The organism is Vannielia sp. ABF1_015 (assembly GCF_056160745.1).
In genome coordinates, this window is record NZ_JBSWXT010000001.1 from 267277 (window position 1) to 282216 (window position 14940).

Consider the following 14940-nt stretch of genomic DNA (forward strand, 5'->3'; position numbering starts at 1 on the left):
GTCAGTAGCCGATGGCCGAACCGTCCTTGCGCGGGTCCGAAGCCCCAATCAGCACGCCCTCTGGCGTGATGCGGATGGCCTGCGCGCCGCCAATGGGCGCGGGCGGGGGCACCACCTTGTGCCCCAACTCGGCCAGCGCAGCACGGGTGGCCTCGGGGAAGGGGGCCTCAAGCTGCAACTCGCCCTTCTCGGCAAACAGGCGTGGAAAGTCGATCGCCTCCTGCGGATCCATGCCGAGATCCAGCATGTTTGAGGCGAATCGCGCGTGCCCGGCCGCCTGATACTGCCCACCCATCACGCCAAAGGGCATCTCCACCCGGCCGTCCTGCAGCATCATCCCGGGAATGATCGTGTGCATCGGCCGCTTGCCCGGGCCCGCCTCGTTGGGGTGGCCCTCTTCCAGCGAGAAACCCGCGCCGCGGTTTTGCATCAGGATGCCAAACTTGGGGCTGGCAAGGCCGGAGCCGAAGCTGTGGAAGATCGAATAGATGAGCGACAGCGCCATGCCGTCGCGGTCCACCACGCAAAGGTAAACCGTGTCGCGGTGCACCGCCTCGGTCACGCTGGTGACCTGCGCCATCGCCCGCTTGGGGTCGATCAATGCGGCAAGCTCTTGCGCGAGGCCGGGGCGCAGCAGGACCTTCGGGTCTTTCATGGAGGCCGGGTCTGCGATGAGCCGGTTGCGGGCGTCATAGGCCAGCTTGATCGCCTCGGCCTCGATATGGCTGCGCTCCGGGCCAAGCGGATCCATCGCGGCAATGTCGAATTCAGCGAGGATCGCGGCGAGCAGCAGGGCGGTGGTGCCTTGCCCGTTGGGCGGATGCTCGGCGATCTCGCGGCTGCGATAGGGGCCGGTGAGCGGGCTGCCCCAGTCGGCGCTGACGCTGGCGAAGTCTTGCAAGCTGTGGCTGGCCCCGGCGAGGGCGGCGCACATATCCTCGGCCACTTCGCCCTGATAGAACGCCTGCGGCCCCTCCGCCGCCACCCGGCGCAGCACCTCGGCCTGGCCCGGGCTGCGGAAGATCTGGCCAACCTCGGGGACGGCCCCGCCAATCAGGTAATGCTGGCGAGCCGCGCCCTGAAGCGTGGCCTCTGCGGCTTGCCAATCGCGGGCCACGCGCGGCGCCACGGGCACGCCCTCTTCGGCGTAGCGGATGGCTGGCGCGAGGCTTGCGGCGAGCCCGTTGCGCCCGAAGCGCTCCGATAGGGCCGCGAAGCCGGCAATTGCGCCCGGGAGCGTGACGGCATGGGGCGAGGTCAGCGGAATGGTCGGCCCGCCTGCGCGCAGGGCTTCCACGTCTATGCCTGCGGGCGCCCGGCCAGAGCCGTTCAGGGCGTGGATCTCGTCCGTCCCGGCAGGCTTGACCAAGGCAAAGCAGTCACCACCGATTCCGGTGCTCTGCGGCTCGCAGATGCCCAGCAGAACCGCTGCTGCGATGCCCGCATCCACCGCATTGCCGCCCGCCTGCAGAATCTCCACCGAGACCTGCGCCGCAAGCGGGTGCGAGGTGGCGCAGAGGCCATTGGTTGCAAAGACAGGCGACCGCCCCGGAATCTCGAAATTGCGCATGATTGTCCCTCCGGCGGCGAGACTAGGCGGCGCAGTGCGGGGCGACAAGGCGATGATGATAGGGAAAAATAAGACCTCGACGCCACGCACTGGGTGGGGGCTATGAAGCGTGGCGCCGAGGGAAGCTATATGCAGCTACCCGTCTAATTTGCTCTTTGATCCTGTCGCCGTTTGGGTGTGATCAGGACCATTTTGCGGCGCGAATTTCCAAAGGCGAAACAATTGCGTGCGTGGGGTGGATTGAGCGCGAGATTGGAACCGGGATTCCGGGTTAACCGGCTGGGTTTGCGGGCGGAGCGCTGCGAGAACAGCCGTGTCAGGGCATGGTGGCAAAATCCAGCGAGAAGCTCAGGCGATTCTGGCCACTGTCGCGGGTGTAGTTGAGGTCTTTCGAAAGCTGCCGGATCAAGAACCAGCCAAAGCCACCTTCCGGCAGAGCCTCCAGCGGCACATCAACCTCTGCGGCCCGACCCGCTGGCGCATCGAGCCCCGGCATGGCGCGACCATGATCGGTGACGGTGCAGAAAATCCTGCGCTCCCCCTGAAGCACGTTGATCTCGATGACGCCGGAGGCCGCCTCGTCATAGGCATGCTCGACGACGTTGTTCAGCACCTCGGCCAGCACCAGCTCAACGGTGCCACGATCTTCATCTGAGAGAGCGAGCGGAGAGAGGTTGCCCAACACGTGCTCCAGCGCGCGCCGCACCTCCATAGGAGTGCTTGAGAGCACAATCCGAAGCGCATTGTTTGGTGGGCACGCGGCGGGCGCGGGCTCAGGCTCGGTTGAGGCGATTGCGTGAACGCGGGCGCGGTTGGGCATGATGCTGCCCGGTCAGGCAGCGTTTTCGCCAGAGGCAAGGGCCGCCTCGGCAGAACTGTGGATGTTGAAGACCGTATCCATGCGCGTCAGCTTGAAGACCTTTGCCACCGTTCTGCTGAGGGCCGCCAGTTCAAGCTTTGCCCCGGGATCAACCTGCTTCATCGCGCCCACCACGGCACCGAGGCCCGAGCTATCAAGAAAGCCGACCTCGCCCATGTCGAGCACGATCCGCCCGGCGTGGCCCGACGTCAGCTCGCGCATGGTTTCCTTGAAGGCAACGGCCACTGCCGCGTCAATCCGGCTTTCGCGCACGGTGACGAGCAGAATGTTGCCCTTCTGGCTTGCGTCTAGGTTCATGGCCTGCTCCGTGTCAGTTGGGCGTGCCTCAGGCCTAGACGCGAAACCTTACCATTCGGTATGCAAGTGGCAGATATTTGCGGGGAGAGAGCAATGACACGGGTTGGAATTGCGGGGGCGGCGCGCACGCCGATGGGCGGGTTTCAGGGTGCGTTTGCCACTGTTACAGCGGCTGAACTGGGCGGCGCGGCGATCAGGGCGGCGATGGATCAGGCCGGGGCCGAGGCGGCGGACGATTTGCTGATGGGCTGCGTTCTGCCCGCAGGGCAGGGCCAGGCGCCCGCGCGGCAGGCAGGCTTTGCCGCCGGTCTGGGTGAGAGCCTGCCCGCGACCACGCTCAACAAGATGTGCGGCTCGGGCATGAAGGCCGCGATGGCCGCGTTTGACACCATTGCAGGCGGCGGGGCCGATGTGGTGATTGCCGGCGGGATGGAGAGCATGACCGGCGCGCCCTACCTGCTTCCCAAGATGCGCGGCGGGGCCCGCATTGGGCATGGCCAGGTGATCGACCACATGTTTCTTGACGGGCTGGAAGACGCCTATGACAAGGGACGCCTGATGGGCACCTTCGCCGAGGATTGCGCCGAGACGTTCCAGTTTACCCGGCAGGCACAGGATGACTACGCACTTGGCTCGCTGGAAAATGCGCTCAGCGCCCAGAAGGAGGGCCGTTTTGAGGGCGAGATCACGCCCGTTACGGTTAAAGGCCGCCGGGGTGAGACCGTGGTGGGCGAGGATGAGCAACCCGGCAACGCGCGGCCTGACAAGATCCCTACGCTCAAGCCCGCTTTTCGCGAGGGCGGCACGGTGACGGCGGCCAACTCTTCGAGCATTTCCGACGGCGCGGCGGCGCTTGTGCTGGCGGGCGAAGGCTCTGGCCTGCCGATCCGCGCCCATATCCTCGGCCATGCCTCCCACGCGCAAGCGCCCGGCTGGTTCACCACCGCGCCAGTGCCAGCCGCGCAGAAGCTGCTGAAGCGGCTTGGCTGGAGCGTGGAGGATGTGGATCTTTGGGAAGTGAACGAAGCCTTCGCCGTGGTGCCCATGGCCTTCATGCACGAAATGGGCGTGAGCCGCGACAAGATCAACGTCAACGGCGGGGCCTGCGCGCTGGGCCATCCCATTGGCGCAAGCGGTGCCCGCATCATGGTGACGCTGCTCAACGCGCTGGAAAAACGCGACCTCAAGCGCGGCGTGGCCGCCATTTGCATCGGCGGAGGCGAGGGCACGGCCATCGCGATTGAACGTGCCTGAGGTTGATTACGCCGCGCTGGCAAAGGTTATTGAAAGCCTGACCGAGAACGAGACCGATGAGGTCGCGCTGATGGCAACGCTAGCCTGTGAAATACACCATTCTGACGACCGGTTTGACTGGACAGGCTTCTACCGCGTCACCGAGCCCGGAATGCTGAAGATCGGCCCCTATCAAGGCGGACATGGCTGCCTGCAAATCCCCTTTGGCAAGGGTGTCTGCGGCACATGCGCCGAGACGGGAGAGGTGCAGCTTGTCGATGATGTCGAGGCCTTTCCCGGCCACATCGCCTGCGCCGCGACCACCCGATCGGAAATCGTGCTGCCGGTGCATGGGGCCTCCGGGCGGCTTATCGGTGTGCTCGATATCGACAGCGACCAGCCCGCCGCTTTCACAGAGGCCGACGCAGAGGGGCTGGGGCGGGTGCTCAACACGGTTTTTGGTAACGGCGGACATTGGCGATGAGCCTGCAAGGAAGCTGCCTCTGCGGCGCGATCCGCTTCGAGGTGACCGGCAAGCCAGAAGGCGTTTCTGTCTGCCACTGCGGCCAGTGCCGCCGCCAGTCGGGGCATCTTTGGGCTTCGGCCTATGTGAAGGACGATGAGCTTTCCGTTCATGGCGAACTGCAGTGGTATGCCTCTTCTGCGGAGGCCAAACGCGGCTTTTGCCCCACCTGCGGCAGCTTTCTGTTGTGGAAGCACCGTGACGAAGACACCACCAGCTTTGCGTTGGGCGCCATCAACGGCCCCACCGGCCTGACCCTACAAAAGCACATCTTCACCGCCGACAGGGGCGACTACTACGAGATCAGCGATGGGGTGGAGCAGCGGTGAGCGACACCTATGCCCCGCCGGACACGCCGCTGGACGTGCTCCACCACGACCATGAACTGCTTGCCGTCAACAAGCCCTCCGGCCTGCTCTCGGTGCCGGGCAAGGGCGAACATCTGGCTGATTGCCTGCTGTCGCGGGTGCAAGCGGCCTTCCCTGAGGCTCTGCTGGTGCACCGGCTGGACCGCGACACCAGCGGCGTCATGGTCTTTGCCCTCACTCCGCACGCTCAGCGCCACCTTGGCCTGCAGTTCGAGCATCGGCGAACCAAGAAGCAGTATGTGGCGCGGGTCTGGGGCGAGGTGGCGGAGCCCGAAGGCGAGGTGGACCTGCCGCTGATCGTGGATTGGCCCAACCGGCCACGGCAGATGGTGGACGATGAAAACGGCAAGCCTGCGCTGACCCGTTGGAAGCGACTGAAGGCCAAGGATGGCGAGAGCCGGGTGCGGTTGATGCCCGAGACGGGGCGTAGCCACCAGCTGCGCGTGCATATGCGCGAAATCGGCCACCCGATCCTCGGTGATCCGTTTTACGCCACTGGCCCCGCACTGGAGTTCCCCCGCCTGATGCTCCACGCCGAAATGCTCCGCGTGCTGCACCCGGATGGCGGAAGGGGTGTGAATTTTAAGGCGAAGGCGCCGTTTTAAGAGCCACTCTTCACCGCGCTCGCGCGCCGTGAGGGGCGGATGAGCGGCCTAGCGCGCGTATTTCACGGCGTTGCTCTCGATCTCTGCAATCTGGTCGGCCATCGCCTTTTGATAGGCCGGGCGGGCAAGGCAGCGGTCTCTGTAGGCGAGCAGTGTTGGGTGGTCTTCGATCAGCTTCAGCCCGTCGAGCCCGTGCAGCACGGCGGCCATCATCAAGTCCGAGACGCAGAAGGTATCGCCAAGCAGGTAGTCCTTGTCGCCCAGCGCGCTTGCCAGCCGTTTCAGCTTTTTGCCAGCCATCGCGCGGAGGGTCGGGGCGACCCGTTCTGCTGCCTCGCGGTCTTCCACGAAGGTCTGAACGGTGCCGACCACTCCGGTCAGCGGCTCGACTGAGTTCAGCGCGGCGAAGACCCAGCTGAGGGCGGCGTAACGATCCACCTCCGGGGGCAGAAGCACGTCGCTGGACTCGGCGATCCGCCAGACGATCGCGCCGCTCTCGAACATCGGCGCACCGTCGATTTCCAACACGGGGATCTGGCCGAAAGGTTGCCGCGCCAGATGCTCCGGCTTGCCTTGGCCACCCATCTCGACATGGGCCATCTCGTAGCCCAACCCGGCCTCCAGCAGGGCCCAGCGCACCCGGAAGTCGCGCACCTGACCCTTGGCGAAGTCGGGCACCCACTCATAGCCCCAGACGGTCAGCTTGCTGTCTTTCATGATGCCCTCCACGCTTGATGCGTTGACATCAACATGGAACGTGCAGGAGGGCAAGCCCGCCAGCACATGCCGGCGGGCTTGGGCTTCAGTAGCCGACAGTGGCGGCGTCTACCCGGCGGGGGTCGGAAGCGCCGAAGAGCAGACCGCTCTCCTTGTCGACCATGATTGATTGGGTCGAGCCCATCACCGTTTTGCGCGCCACCTTATGACCCTTCTGCTCAAGGATCGCGATGGTATCGGGGCTGATGCCTTCTTCGATGCGGATCTCGTCGGGCAGCCATTGGTGGTGGATGCGGGGGGCGGTGGAGGCTTCGGCGATGTTCATGCCGTGGTCGATCACGTTCATGATGACCTGCAAGGTGGTGGTGATGATGCGGCTGCCACCCGGGCTGCCCGTCACCATGAATACCTCGCCATCCTTCATCACCAGCGTCGGGCTCATCGACGACAGCGGGCGTTTGCCGCCCTCCACCGCGTTGGCGTCCCCGCCGATCAGCCCGTAAGCGTTGGGCACGCCGGGCTTGGCGGCGAAGTCGTCCATCTCGTTGTTCATCAACACGCCGGTGCCCTCGGCCACCATGCCCGAGCCGTAGGAGAAGTTGATGGTGTAGGTGTTGGACACCGCGTTGCCGTCCTTATCGACAATCGAGAAATGGGTGGTCTCGTTGCTCTCGTAGGGCGCGAGATTGCCCGGCTTGATGGTGCTGGAGGGTGTGGCCACGTTTCGGCTGATCTCGCCCCGGATGGCGGCAGCGTAGTCCTTCGAGGTGATTTCGGAGAGCGGCACATCGACGTAGTCGCTGTCACCCAGATACTCGGAGCGGTCGGCATAGGCGCGCTTCATCGCCTCGGCCATCAGGTGGATCGTCTCCGCCGAGTTATGGCCGAGGAAGCCCACCGGATACTCTTCCAGCACGTTCAGGATCTGCACGATATGCGCTCCGCCCGAAGAGGGCGGCGGCATCGAGACGATCTCGTAGCCACGGTAGCTGCCGGTGACGGGCTCGCGCAGCACCGCCTTGTAGTTCGCCATGTCCTCCGGTGTGATCCGCCCGCCCGCGTCCATCACCGCCTTGCTGATCGCCTCGGCCACCTCGCCCTCGTAAAAGCCGGCTGGCCCCTCGTCGGCGATCTTCTGAAGTGTCTGCGCCAGATCGGCCTGCACAAGCCGCTCACCCGGCTCGTAAAAAGCGCCGCCTTCCTTGAAGAAGATCGCCTCCGACGAGGGCCATTTCTTCAGCCGGCCCTCCAGCCCCTTCAGGCTGTCAGCAAGGCCCGGCGTCACGTCGATCCCGTCGCGGGCGAGCGCGATGGCGGGGGCGACGACCTCGGCCATCGTCATGGTGCCGTATTCCTCCAGTGCCATCTGCATGCCCGCAACGGTGCCGGGCACGCCGGTGGCCAACCCGGTGAAGCGGCTGAGGTTGCTATCGGCATTGCCCTCGGCGTCGAGGAACATGTCGCGGTCGGCATTGGCCGGCGCCATCTCGCGATAATCAATCGCCTTAGTCTCACCGCTCTCCGCATCGTGCACGATCATGAAACCGCCGCCACCGAGGTTGCCCGCGCGGGGCAAAGTGACGGCAAGGGCAAAGGCCACGGCCACACCGGCATCTACTGCGTTGCCACCGGCCTGCAAAATGTCGAGCCCGACCTGCGCCGCCACAGCCTCTTGCGCCGAGACCATCCCATTCTGGGCATAGACCGGGTGAAGCCGGTCATCCCCGGAGAAGATCGCCGCTTCCTGCGCGGCCAATGGCGCGGCGGCAAGCGAAAGGGCCAGCGCCCCTGCAATGACTGGTTTCATGTCTCTCTCCCTGTTGTTTGCCCTGTTCTTCCTCGCAAACCTGTGATGAGGTAACGCAGGGGCAACCGCATCGGCGTGTTTTCGCCCAAGAGTTGAGCGCCCCGGGCAGAACCGCTGTGCCAGCCCGCGCGTTGCCCCGAAACAGACGTTTCTCTCCCGGCGCAGCGACAAAACGCTCTCCTTCTCCCCAGGTGACGGGCCTTCCAATTCTGGCTGCGGGGCGTATCTATTGCCGCAAGGAAACGCTGCCCCTAGGAGGAAACCTCATGGCCCTGCGCATCAACGACACCGTCCCCAACCTGACCTTCCCCACCGATCTCGGCGAGCTGACCCTGCACGACTGGATCGGTGATAGCTGGGCGGTGATCTTCTCGCACCCGAAAGACTTTACCCCCGTCTGCACCACCGAGTTCGGTGCCGTGGCCCAGCTCGCGGATGAATGGGAGAAGCGCGGCACCAAGGTGCTCGGCGTCTCCGTGGATGGGGCGGAAGAGCATAAGAAATGGAAGGGTGACATCGAAGCCTTTGGCGGTGCCAAGGCGGGCTTCCCCATCGTCGCCGATACCGACCTGACCTTTTCCAAGGCCTTCGACATGTTGCCGGCAGATGCCTACCTGCCCGATGGCCGCACCCCGGCCGACAGCGCGACTGTTCGCTCGGTCTTCATCGTCGCGCCTAACAAGAAGGTGCAACTGATGATGACCTACCCGATGTCGGTCGGTCGCAACTTTGCCGAGGTGCTGCGTGCGCTCGACGGGCTGCAACGCACCTACGAACAGCCGCTGGCCACCCCCGCCAACTGGGAAACCGGGCAAGACGTGATCGTGGCCCTGGCGCTGGACGATGCGGCGGCGGAAGAGAAATACGGCGCGCTCGACAAGAAGCTGCCCTACCTGCGCTTTGCCAAGAACCCGGGCTGAGCCCGCAACATCCCATGAACGTGAAAAAGCCCCGTTGGAGTGAACGGGGCTTTTTTGCTAACCTCCGCTGTGAAAGGGGCACCGGGGCAACGCCCGGTCTCCGCGCAGAGGATTGAATGACGCACCCATACCGGCGGATTTTCGCCGCGCTTGTTCTGCTTTCAGGAGTGGCTGTGACCACTCTTCCGCCGCTCTCCGCTCAGGACTTGGGGGATGCTGCGGCTGAGCCAGAAGACGGGGCCGGGCTAGTGATCGGCGACGCTGCCGACCTTGCCGAAGAGGGCGTTGATACCGAGGGGATCGTTGGCGAGGACGTGCAGGTGACATGGGGCGACGATGGCGTGCCCATTGTGCGCGTGGCGATGCCGGCGACTGTCTTCATGCCGATTGAGGAGGAGGAGATGGAGGACATGTACTTCACCCTTCAGGAAGAGCTCAACCGGCTGGGCTGCGACGCGGGCACCGTCGATGGCGACTGGGGCCGAAACTCCGAGCGGGCCATGGCGCGGCTGCGGGATGCGGTGCCCGACATTGCCGAGATGGAGCTTTCGATCACCCTCGCCGGGCTGTTGCAAAAGATGCCCGAGGGCACCTGCCCGCTGGTCTGCTCTGTGCGTGAGGTGAAGGTGGATAACCGTTGTGAGTTGAAGACCTGCCCTTCGGGCCAGTATCTCGACACGCGCGGCTCCTGCCGGGTGCGGCAGGCCAAGGCCTCGAAACCGAAGCGCGCTACCAGCAGTGGCGGCAGCGGGGGTGGCGGGGGCCGCAAATGTGCAACCTACAACGGACGGACCTACTGCAATTGAGGCCGGCCGAGGGAGCGAGAAAGGGACGATGATGCTGAGATGGATCCTTGCGGCCACACTCATGGCCAGCCTGCCTGCCACACCGGCGGTGGCCGAGTTGAAGCTGCGTGTGAGCTTCTCGGAAAAGCAGGTGCGCTCGCGCGGGCTTGGGCGCTCGAACGACACCTGCCGCACCACCTATGACATCAAACAGTTCGGCGGGCTGCTGGCGATTGAAACCGTGAAGTCCAACTGCAAGACCTTCGAGATCGGGGCCGAGCGCGGAGCCGACGGATCGGCCTCGGCGCTGGTGTTTGAGGGCCGCTCCAGCCGCTCCACCAAGAGCTGCGCCTACACGGCCAAAACCCGCACGGAACGCTGCAGCGACGGCTCACGCGTGCGTCTGCCGCCCGGCATCAAGGTGGACTACAAGGCCAATGTGGAAACCCGGGCCCGTTACAACCTGACCCGCAGCGGGCTGACGGCGACGATGGGCATCAACCGGGTGCTGACCGATGCCGAAGGCAGCAAGCAGGTGATGGAAGCGGGCTTTCGGATGGTGGTGGCTTTGCAGGGCAACACCTGCAAGCTGACCGAGCTTGTCTCCTCTGCCACCACCAAGGTCGCCGAAGCCGGGCGAGGCCGGGTGGTAAAGGCGGCTCCGCAGCGGGAAAGCCGCAAGATGATCAAGGCCGAGTCCTGTCAGGTCATTAGCCGCTGAAGATGTTTCGACTGAGCAATATCTTCCGCCGGGCTGGCGCGCGTCCTGCTGTGCAGCCCTTCGACGGTGGCCCGCTTGCCCCTGACGCTCCCTTTGTTGCGGTGGGCGATGTGCATGGCTGCGATCATCTGCTGGAACGGTTGATCGACAAGCTCGAAGCAGAAGCACCGGGCCTGCCGATTGTTTTCGTTGGCGATTATGTCGACCGGGGCGAGGCTTCGGCGGCCGTGCTGCGGCGGCTGAAGACATTTTGCTCCGACGGGAAGGCCACCTGCCTGCGCGGGAACCATGAAGAGATGATGCTCGACTTCGCCCAAGGCAAATACCCGCGCTGGCTGAGACATGGCGGGCTGCAAACGCTGTCGAGCTTCGGGCTCGGCGCGGGTGTGTCGGAGACCGGCGGGCCGGGGCTGGAGGCTGCCCAGGCAGGGCTGGCCGAGGTACTTGAAGCCGAGGGCCTGCTGGACTGGATCAAGGACATGCCCCGCCAGTGGCAAAGCGGCAATGTTGCCGTCACCCATGCTGGCGCCGATCCCGCCCGCCCGCTGGACGCGCAATCTAACTCGCTCACCAATGGCCACCCCGACTTCTTTTCGACCCCGCGCAGCGATGGCACATGGATCATCCACGGCCATTACATCCGCGACACGGCGGAGGTCGCCCCCGGTCGTATTGCGATAGACACCGGCGCTTTTGCCACGGGGCGGCTGACGGCGGTGGTGGTGGCCTCCGGTGAAGACCCGCGCTTCATCGAGGCCTGAGCGGCACAGGGGCCATTTGCCACTCCCGAAAGAGGGCGCGGCGGCCAAGCCTCTTCAACATGCAAAAGGGCCCGAGGTTTCCCCCGGGCCCTTCGCTAATCCGAAAGTGAGTGGCCTCAGTCGGCCTTCTCTTCTTTCTTGATCTCTTCGCCGGTCTCCTGATCGACGACTTTCATCGACAGGCGCACCTTGCCGCGATCGTCGAAACCCAGCAGCTTCACCTTCACGTCCTGACCTTCGGTCAGCTGGTCGCTGGGGTGGTTCAGGCGGGTGTTGGCGATCTGGCTGACGTGCACGAGGCCGTCACGTTTGCCGAAGAAGTTCACGAAGGCGCCGAAGTCGACGATCTTCACGACCTTGCCGTTGTAGATCTTGCCTTCTTCCGGCTCGGCGACGATCGAGTGGATCATCTCGCGGGCCTTCTCGATGCACTCGGCATTCGGCGAGGCGATCTTAATGACGCCATCGTCGTTGATGTCGACCTTGGCACCCGAAACCTCGACGATCTCGCGGATCACCTTGCCGCCCGAGCCGATCACTTCACGGATCTTGTCGGTGGGCACGTTCATGGTTTCGATCCGCGGGGCATGCGCCGAGAACTCGGTGCGGCCAGCGGTCAGAGCCTTGGACATCTCGCCGAGGATATGCAGACGGGCGTCCTTGGCTTGGGCCAGGGCGGTTTTCATGATCTCGGGCGTGATGCCTGCAACCTTGATATCCATCTGCAGCGAGGTGATGCCGTCTTCGGTGCCAGCCACCTTGAAGTCCATGTCGCCGAGGTGATCCTCGTCGCCAAGGATGTCGGTCAGGATGGCGTAGTCGCCGTCTTCTTCCAGCACCAGGCCCATGGCCACACCGGCCACGGGGGCCTTCAGCGGCACACCGGCGTCCATCATCGAGAGCGAACCGCCACAGACGGAGGCCATCGAGGAAGAGCCGTTGGATTCGGTGATCTCGGAGACCACGCGAATGGTGTAGGGGAAGTCGGTCGGTGCGGGCAGCACCGCCTGAAGCGCACGCCATGCCAGTTTGCCGTGGCCGATTTCGCGGCGTCCGGTAAAGCCGAAGCGGCCAACCTCACCCACCGAGTAGGGCGGGAAGTTGTAGTGCAGCATGAAGTTGCTGCGGTAGTTGGCGTGCAGCGCGTCGATGATCTGCTCATCGTCGCCGGTGCCGAGCGTGGTCACAACGAGGCCCTGCGTTTCGCCACGGGTGAACAGCGCCGAGCCGTGGGTCCGGGGCAGAATGCCGACCTGGCTCTCGATGGCGCGCACATCGGTGGTCGAGCGACCGTCGATCCGCTTGCCGTTCTTCACCACGTCGCCGCGCAGGATGCCGCTTTCGAGCTTTTTAAGGGCCGAACCCAGGTTCGCATCCTCTTTCTGCTCATCGGTCAGCGCCTCAAGGATCTTCTCCTTGGCGGCGGAAACGGCAGAGGTGCGCTCCTGCTTGTCGAGGATCGCGTAGGCGGCGCGCATGTCGGCTTCGCCAGCGGCCTTCACGGCCTCATAGAGCTCCGAGTAATCCGGCGGCTGGTAGTCGAAGGGCTCTTTGGCGGCCTCTTCGGCCAGGTCGATGATCAGGTCGATCACCGGCTGGATCTGCTCATGGGCGAAGGTCACGGCACCCAGCATCTCGTCTTCGGACAGCTCGTAGGCTTCCGACTCGACCATCATCACCGCGTCCTTGGTGCCGGCGACCACGAGGTCAAGGCGTTGGTCGGGGTTCAGGCGCAGCTGGTCCATGTCCTGCACTTCGGGGTTCAGCACATATTCGCCATCTTCAAAGCCGACGCGGGCGGCGGCAATCGGCCCCATGAAGGGGGCACCGGAGATGGTGAGCGCGGCCGAAGCGGCGATCATCGCCACGATGTCAGGGTCATTGACCAGATCGTGGGAGAGCACGGTGCAGATCACCAGAACTTCGTTCTTGAAGCCGGGAACAAACAGCGGGCGGATCGGACGGTCGATCAGGCGCGAGGTGAGCGTCTCTTTCTCGGTCGGACGGCCTTCACGCTTGAAGAAGCCACCGGGGACTTTACCGGCGGCGTAGTATTTCTCGTTGTAGTGCACGGTCAGCGGGAAAAAATCCTGCCCGGGCTTTTGCGTTTTCGCAAAGGTCACGTTGGCCATGACAGAGGTTTCGCCCAGCGTGGCGATCACCGAGCCATCGGCCTGGCGGGCCACACGGCCCGTTTCGAGAGTGAGGGTCTCTTCGCCCCACTCCATGCTTTTCGTCGTAATTTTGAACATATTCGTTTCCTGTGGGGGAGCACTCCCGGGCGTATCCCGGGTCTCCCGTTTGAGTGGCGGCCCCATTGCCGCCGGCCCCTTTCATCTATTCCATCGAGCACCGGGGCCTTGGTGCAACGTCTCAGATGGCTGGGCCATACAGGAAAGTTGGAGCGATGGGAAGCGTTGAGACGTGTGCTCCGCGCAGGCACATCGCAGTCGGGCCAGCGGGGGCTGCCCTAATCCGCCAGTCGCTCTCGCGGTAGGGTGATGCGGCGGGTCATGCCTTCGGGGCGCAGATCGGTATGCAACGTGCCATCAAGCTGGCCTTCGATCGCCATGGAGATCAGCCTTGTGCCGAAGCCCTCCGGCTTGCCTTGCTCTGTTGTCGCGCGCCCGGTTTCTTCCCACAGGATATTGAGCGCGTCGTCCTCCACGCCCCAGCGGACCGAAAGGCGGCCTTCGGCGGCGACCAGGGCACCATATTTGGCTGCATTTGTTGCCAGCTCATGCAGGGCGAGCGAGAGAGAGGTGCTGGCGCGGGGGCCGAGCACCACGTCAGGGCCGTCAAGCGCGGTGATGTGCTGGGCACCATAGGGCGTGAGCAGGGTTGTGAGCAGGTCGCGCAGCGAGATCCTGTCTCCCACCGGCTTGCCGGCTTCGATGATCGGGGCCAGCAGGTTGTGTGCCTTGGCCAGCGCCTGCAGCCGTGCCTCCAGCTCCGATGCACTCTCGCCATTGGAATGGCTAAGGCGCACCATGCCGGAGACCACGGTGAAGAGGTTTTTCACCCGGTGGTTCAACTCCTCCACCAGCAATTGCCGCTCGGCCAGCGCCTGATGCAGACGGATCTCGCTTTCGACGATCCCGGCGATGTCTTCCAGCGCCTTCAACTGCTCTTGCGACCACTCGTGCGCCTCTGCGTCTATCGCGCAGAACGAGCCGAGAACCTCGCCGCCCGGGCCATGCACAGGCACACCGAGATAGGCCACCACGCCCATATCGGCCACGGCGCCATTGCCTGCGAGAAGCGGGTGGACAGTGGCGTCAACCACGGCCAGCGAGGTGCGGGAGGAAACGACATATTGGCAGAATGAATGGCTCAGCGGTGTTTCCCGCTCTTCCACCCCGGCTTCCTCGAGGCCGGACTGCGCCTTGAAAAACTGCTTTTGATCATTCACCAGCGAGAGCAGCCCGACCGGCGCGCCGGTGATCTGCCGAGCCAGCCGCACCGCACGGTCGTAGACCTCTTCGGGGACGGTATCCATCAGCCCGGTTTGTTTGAGATCGGCCAGCCGCTCGGTGCGCCCAAGCTCGGCCCTGTGGCCCTCGGGTTCTGCTGTTGGAAAACTCGGCACGGTGGCCATCAGCGCCGCCTTTCTTGCGTGTCGTTCGACCCAAGGAATTATCAGGCCAAGCGCGGGGGGACCATTGCATTAATGGCCGGAACCAGCCGTTTGAGCGACTTTCCGGCCTTTCGAAGGCCGAGAAAGGGGGCGTGTGTGTCTTAGGACATCCGGGC

15 protein-coding genes are annotated in these 14940 nt (G+C 64.4%); 8 read left to right on the forward strand and 7 right to left on the reverse strand.

Annotated elements, in window-relative coordinates; all coding sequences use genetic code 11:
• Position 1: 1 nt before the first annotated feature.
• The 3 genes from ACXAG6_RS01315 to ACXAG6_RS01325 form a co-directional block, all read right to left on the reverse strand.
• Positions 2 to 1570, reverse strand: a complete 1569-nt coding sequence (locus ACXAG6_RS01315) for a gamma-glutamyltransferase family protein (protein ID WP_475334250.1) — start codon at positions 1568 to 1570, stop codon at positions 2 to 4.
• 316 nt (positions 1571 to 1886) lie between these two features.
• Positions 1887 to 2282, reverse strand: a complete 396-nt coding sequence (locus ACXAG6_RS01320; protein WP_475334253.1) for an ATP-binding protein — start codon at positions 2280 to 2282, stop codon at positions 1887 to 1889.
• Positions 2283 to 2402: 120 nt separating this feature from the next.
• Complete coding sequence (locus tag ACXAG6_RS01325) at positions 2403 to 2747, reverse strand: STAS domain-containing protein (RefSeq protein WP_475334256.1); 345 nt, start codon at positions 2745 to 2747, stop codon at positions 2403 to 2405.
• Between the two features lie 93 nt (positions 2748 to 2840).
• Here ACXAG6_RS01325 and ACXAG6_RS01330 point away from each other — a divergent pair, with 93 nt between their 5' ends.
• Genes ACXAG6_RS01330 through ACXAG6_RS01345 form a run of 4 tightly spaced genes read left to right on the forward strand, consistent with a single transcriptional unit; the run spans position 2841 to position 5476 of the window.
• Entirely contained in the window at positions 2841 to 4001 is a 1161-nt protein-coding gene (locus ACXAG6_RS01330; RefSeq protein ID WP_475334258.1) for an acetyl-CoA C-acyltransferase, read from the forward strand.
• Positions 3988 to 4464: a GAF domain-containing protein gene (locus ACXAG6_RS01335; protein ID WP_475334260.1), complete on the forward strand. Its 477-nt coding sequence runs from the start codon at positions 3988 to 3990 to the stop codon at positions 4462 to 4464. The genes ACXAG6_RS01330 and ACXAG6_RS01335 overlap by 14 nt, the downstream gene beginning before the upstream one ends.
• Positions 4461 to 4832, forward strand: coding sequence for a GFA family protein (locus ACXAG6_RS01340; RefSeq protein ID WP_475334263.1), 372 nt, complete (start codon positions 4461 to 4463; stop codon positions 4830 to 4832). The genes ACXAG6_RS01335 and ACXAG6_RS01340 overlap by 4 nt, the downstream gene beginning before the upstream one ends.
• Positions 4829 to 5476, forward strand: coding sequence for an RluA family pseudouridine synthase (locus tag ACXAG6_RS01345; protein WP_475334265.1), 648 nt, complete (start codon positions 4829 to 4831; stop codon positions 5474 to 5476). Before ACXAG6_RS01340 ends, ACXAG6_RS01345 begins: the two co-directional genes overlap by 4 nt.
• A 48-nt stretch (positions 5477 to 5524) precedes the next feature.
• On the opposite strand, the gene ACXAG6_RS01350 is transcribed toward ACXAG6_RS01345, so the two are convergent.
• Both ACXAG6_RS01350 and ggt read right to left on the reverse strand, forming a co-directional pair.
• Positions 5525 to 6193: a glutathione S-transferase family protein gene (locus tag ACXAG6_RS01350; protein WP_475334267.1), complete on the reverse strand. Its 669-nt coding sequence runs from the start codon at positions 6191 to 6193 to the stop codon at positions 5525 to 5527.
• A gap of 85 nt (positions 6194 to 6278) precedes the next feature.
• Positions 6279 to 8000 (reverse strand): gamma-glutamyltransferase, encoded by a 1722-nt coding sequence (gene ggt, locus ACXAG6_RS01355; protein WP_475334269.1) that lies wholly within the window; start codon positions 7998 to 8000, stop codon positions 6279 to 6281.
• 266 nt (positions 8001 to 8266) lie between these two features.
• On the opposite strand from ggt, the gene ACXAG6_RS01360 reads away from it, so the two are divergent.
• From ACXAG6_RS01360 to ACXAG6_RS01375, 4 genes are all read left to right on the forward strand, one after another.
• Positions 8267 to 8920 carry a redoxin domain-containing protein gene (locus ACXAG6_RS01360; RefSeq protein ID WP_475334272.1) on the forward strand — a complete coding sequence of 218 codons (654 nt, stop codon included), beginning with the start codon at positions 8267 to 8269 and terminating at the stop codon, positions 8918 to 8920.
• A 173-nt stretch (positions 8921 to 9093) separates the two neighbouring features.
• Positions 9094 to 9726 (forward strand): peptidoglycan-binding domain-containing protein, encoded by a 633-nt coding sequence (locus tag ACXAG6_RS01365; RefSeq protein WP_475334273.1) that lies wholly within the window; start codon positions 9094 to 9096, stop codon positions 9724 to 9726.
• 31 nt (positions 9727 to 9757) lie between these two features.
• Positions 9758 to 10426, forward strand: a complete 669-nt coding sequence (locus tag ACXAG6_RS01370) for a hypothetical protein (protein WP_475334276.1) — start codon at positions 9758 to 9760, stop codon at positions 10424 to 10426.
• A 2-nt stretch (positions 10427 to 10428) separates the two neighbouring features.
• Positions 10429 to 11187 (forward strand): metallophosphoesterase, encoded by a 759-nt coding sequence (locus ACXAG6_RS01375; RefSeq protein ID WP_475334279.1) that lies wholly within the window; start codon positions 10429 to 10431, stop codon positions 11185 to 11187.
• 116 nt (positions 11188 to 11303) lie between these two features.
• On the opposite strand, the gene pnp is transcribed toward ACXAG6_RS01375, so the two are convergent.
• Positions 11304 to 13439: a polyribonucleotide nucleotidyltransferase gene (gene pnp, locus ACXAG6_RS01380; RefSeq protein ID WP_475334280.1), complete on the reverse strand. Its 2136-nt coding sequence runs from the start codon at positions 13437 to 13439 to the stop codon at positions 11304 to 11306.
• A gap of 218 nt (positions 13440 to 13657) precedes the next feature.
• A complete protein-coding gene (locus ACXAG6_RS01385) occupies positions 13658 to 14785 on the reverse strand; it encodes a GAF domain-containing protein (RefSeq protein ID WP_475334282.1) in 1128 nt (375 codons plus the stop codon).
• Positions 14786 to 14940 lie beyond the last annotated feature (155 nt).

What these genes read in the sequence shown, in the direction of transcription:
- ACXAG6_RS01315 (WP_475334250.1), bottom strand. Translation starts at nt 1,570, where the DNA reads ATGCGCAATTTCGAGATTCCGGGGCGGTCGCCTGTCTTTGCAACCAAT.
- ACXAG6_RS01320 (WP_475334253.1), bottom strand. Translation starts at nt 2,282, where the DNA reads ATGGAGGTGCGGCGCGCGCTGGAGCACGTGTTGGGCAACCTCTCTCCG.
- ACXAG6_RS01325 (WP_475334256.1), bottom strand. Translation starts at nt 2,747, where the DNA reads ATGAACCTAGACGCAAGCCAGAAGGGCAACATTCTGCTCGTCACCGTG.
- ACXAG6_RS01330 (WP_475334258.1), top strand. Translation starts at nt 2,841, where the DNA reads ATGACACGGGTTGGAATTGCGGGGGCGGCGCGCACGCCGATGGGCGGG.
- ACXAG6_RS01340 (WP_475334263.1), top strand. Translation starts at nt 4,461, where the DNA reads ATGAGCCTGCAAGGAAGCTGCCTCTGCGGCGCGATCCGCTTCGAGGTG.
- ACXAG6_RS01350 (WP_475334267.1), bottom strand. Translation starts at nt 6,193, where the DNA reads ATGAAAGACAGCAAGCTGACCGTCTGGGGCTATGAGTGGGTGCCCGAC.
- ggt (WP_475334269.1), bottom strand. Translation starts at nt 8,000, where the DNA reads ATGAAACCAGTCATTGCAGGGGCGCTGGCCCTTTCGCTTGCCGCCGCG.
- ACXAG6_RS01360 (WP_475334272.1), top strand. Translation starts at nt 8,267, where the DNA reads ATGGCCCTGCGCATCAACGACACCGTCCCCAACCTGACCTTCCCCACC.
- ACXAG6_RS01370 (WP_475334276.1), top strand. Translation starts at nt 9,758, where the DNA reads ATGCTGAGATGGATCCTTGCGGCCACACTCATGGCCAGCCTGCCTGCC.
- ACXAG6_RS01375 (WP_475334279.1), top strand. Translation starts at nt 10,429, where the DNA reads ATGTTTCGACTGAGCAATATCTTCCGCCGGGCTGGCGCGCGTCCTGCT.
- pnp (WP_475334280.1), bottom strand. Translation starts at nt 13,439, where the DNA reads ATGTTCAAAATTACGACGAAAAGCATGGAGTGGGGCGAAGAGACCCTC.
- ACXAG6_RS01385 (WP_475334282.1), bottom strand. Translation starts at nt 14,785, where the DNA reads ATGGCCACCGTGCCGAGTTTTCCAACAGCAGAACCCGAGGGCCACAGG.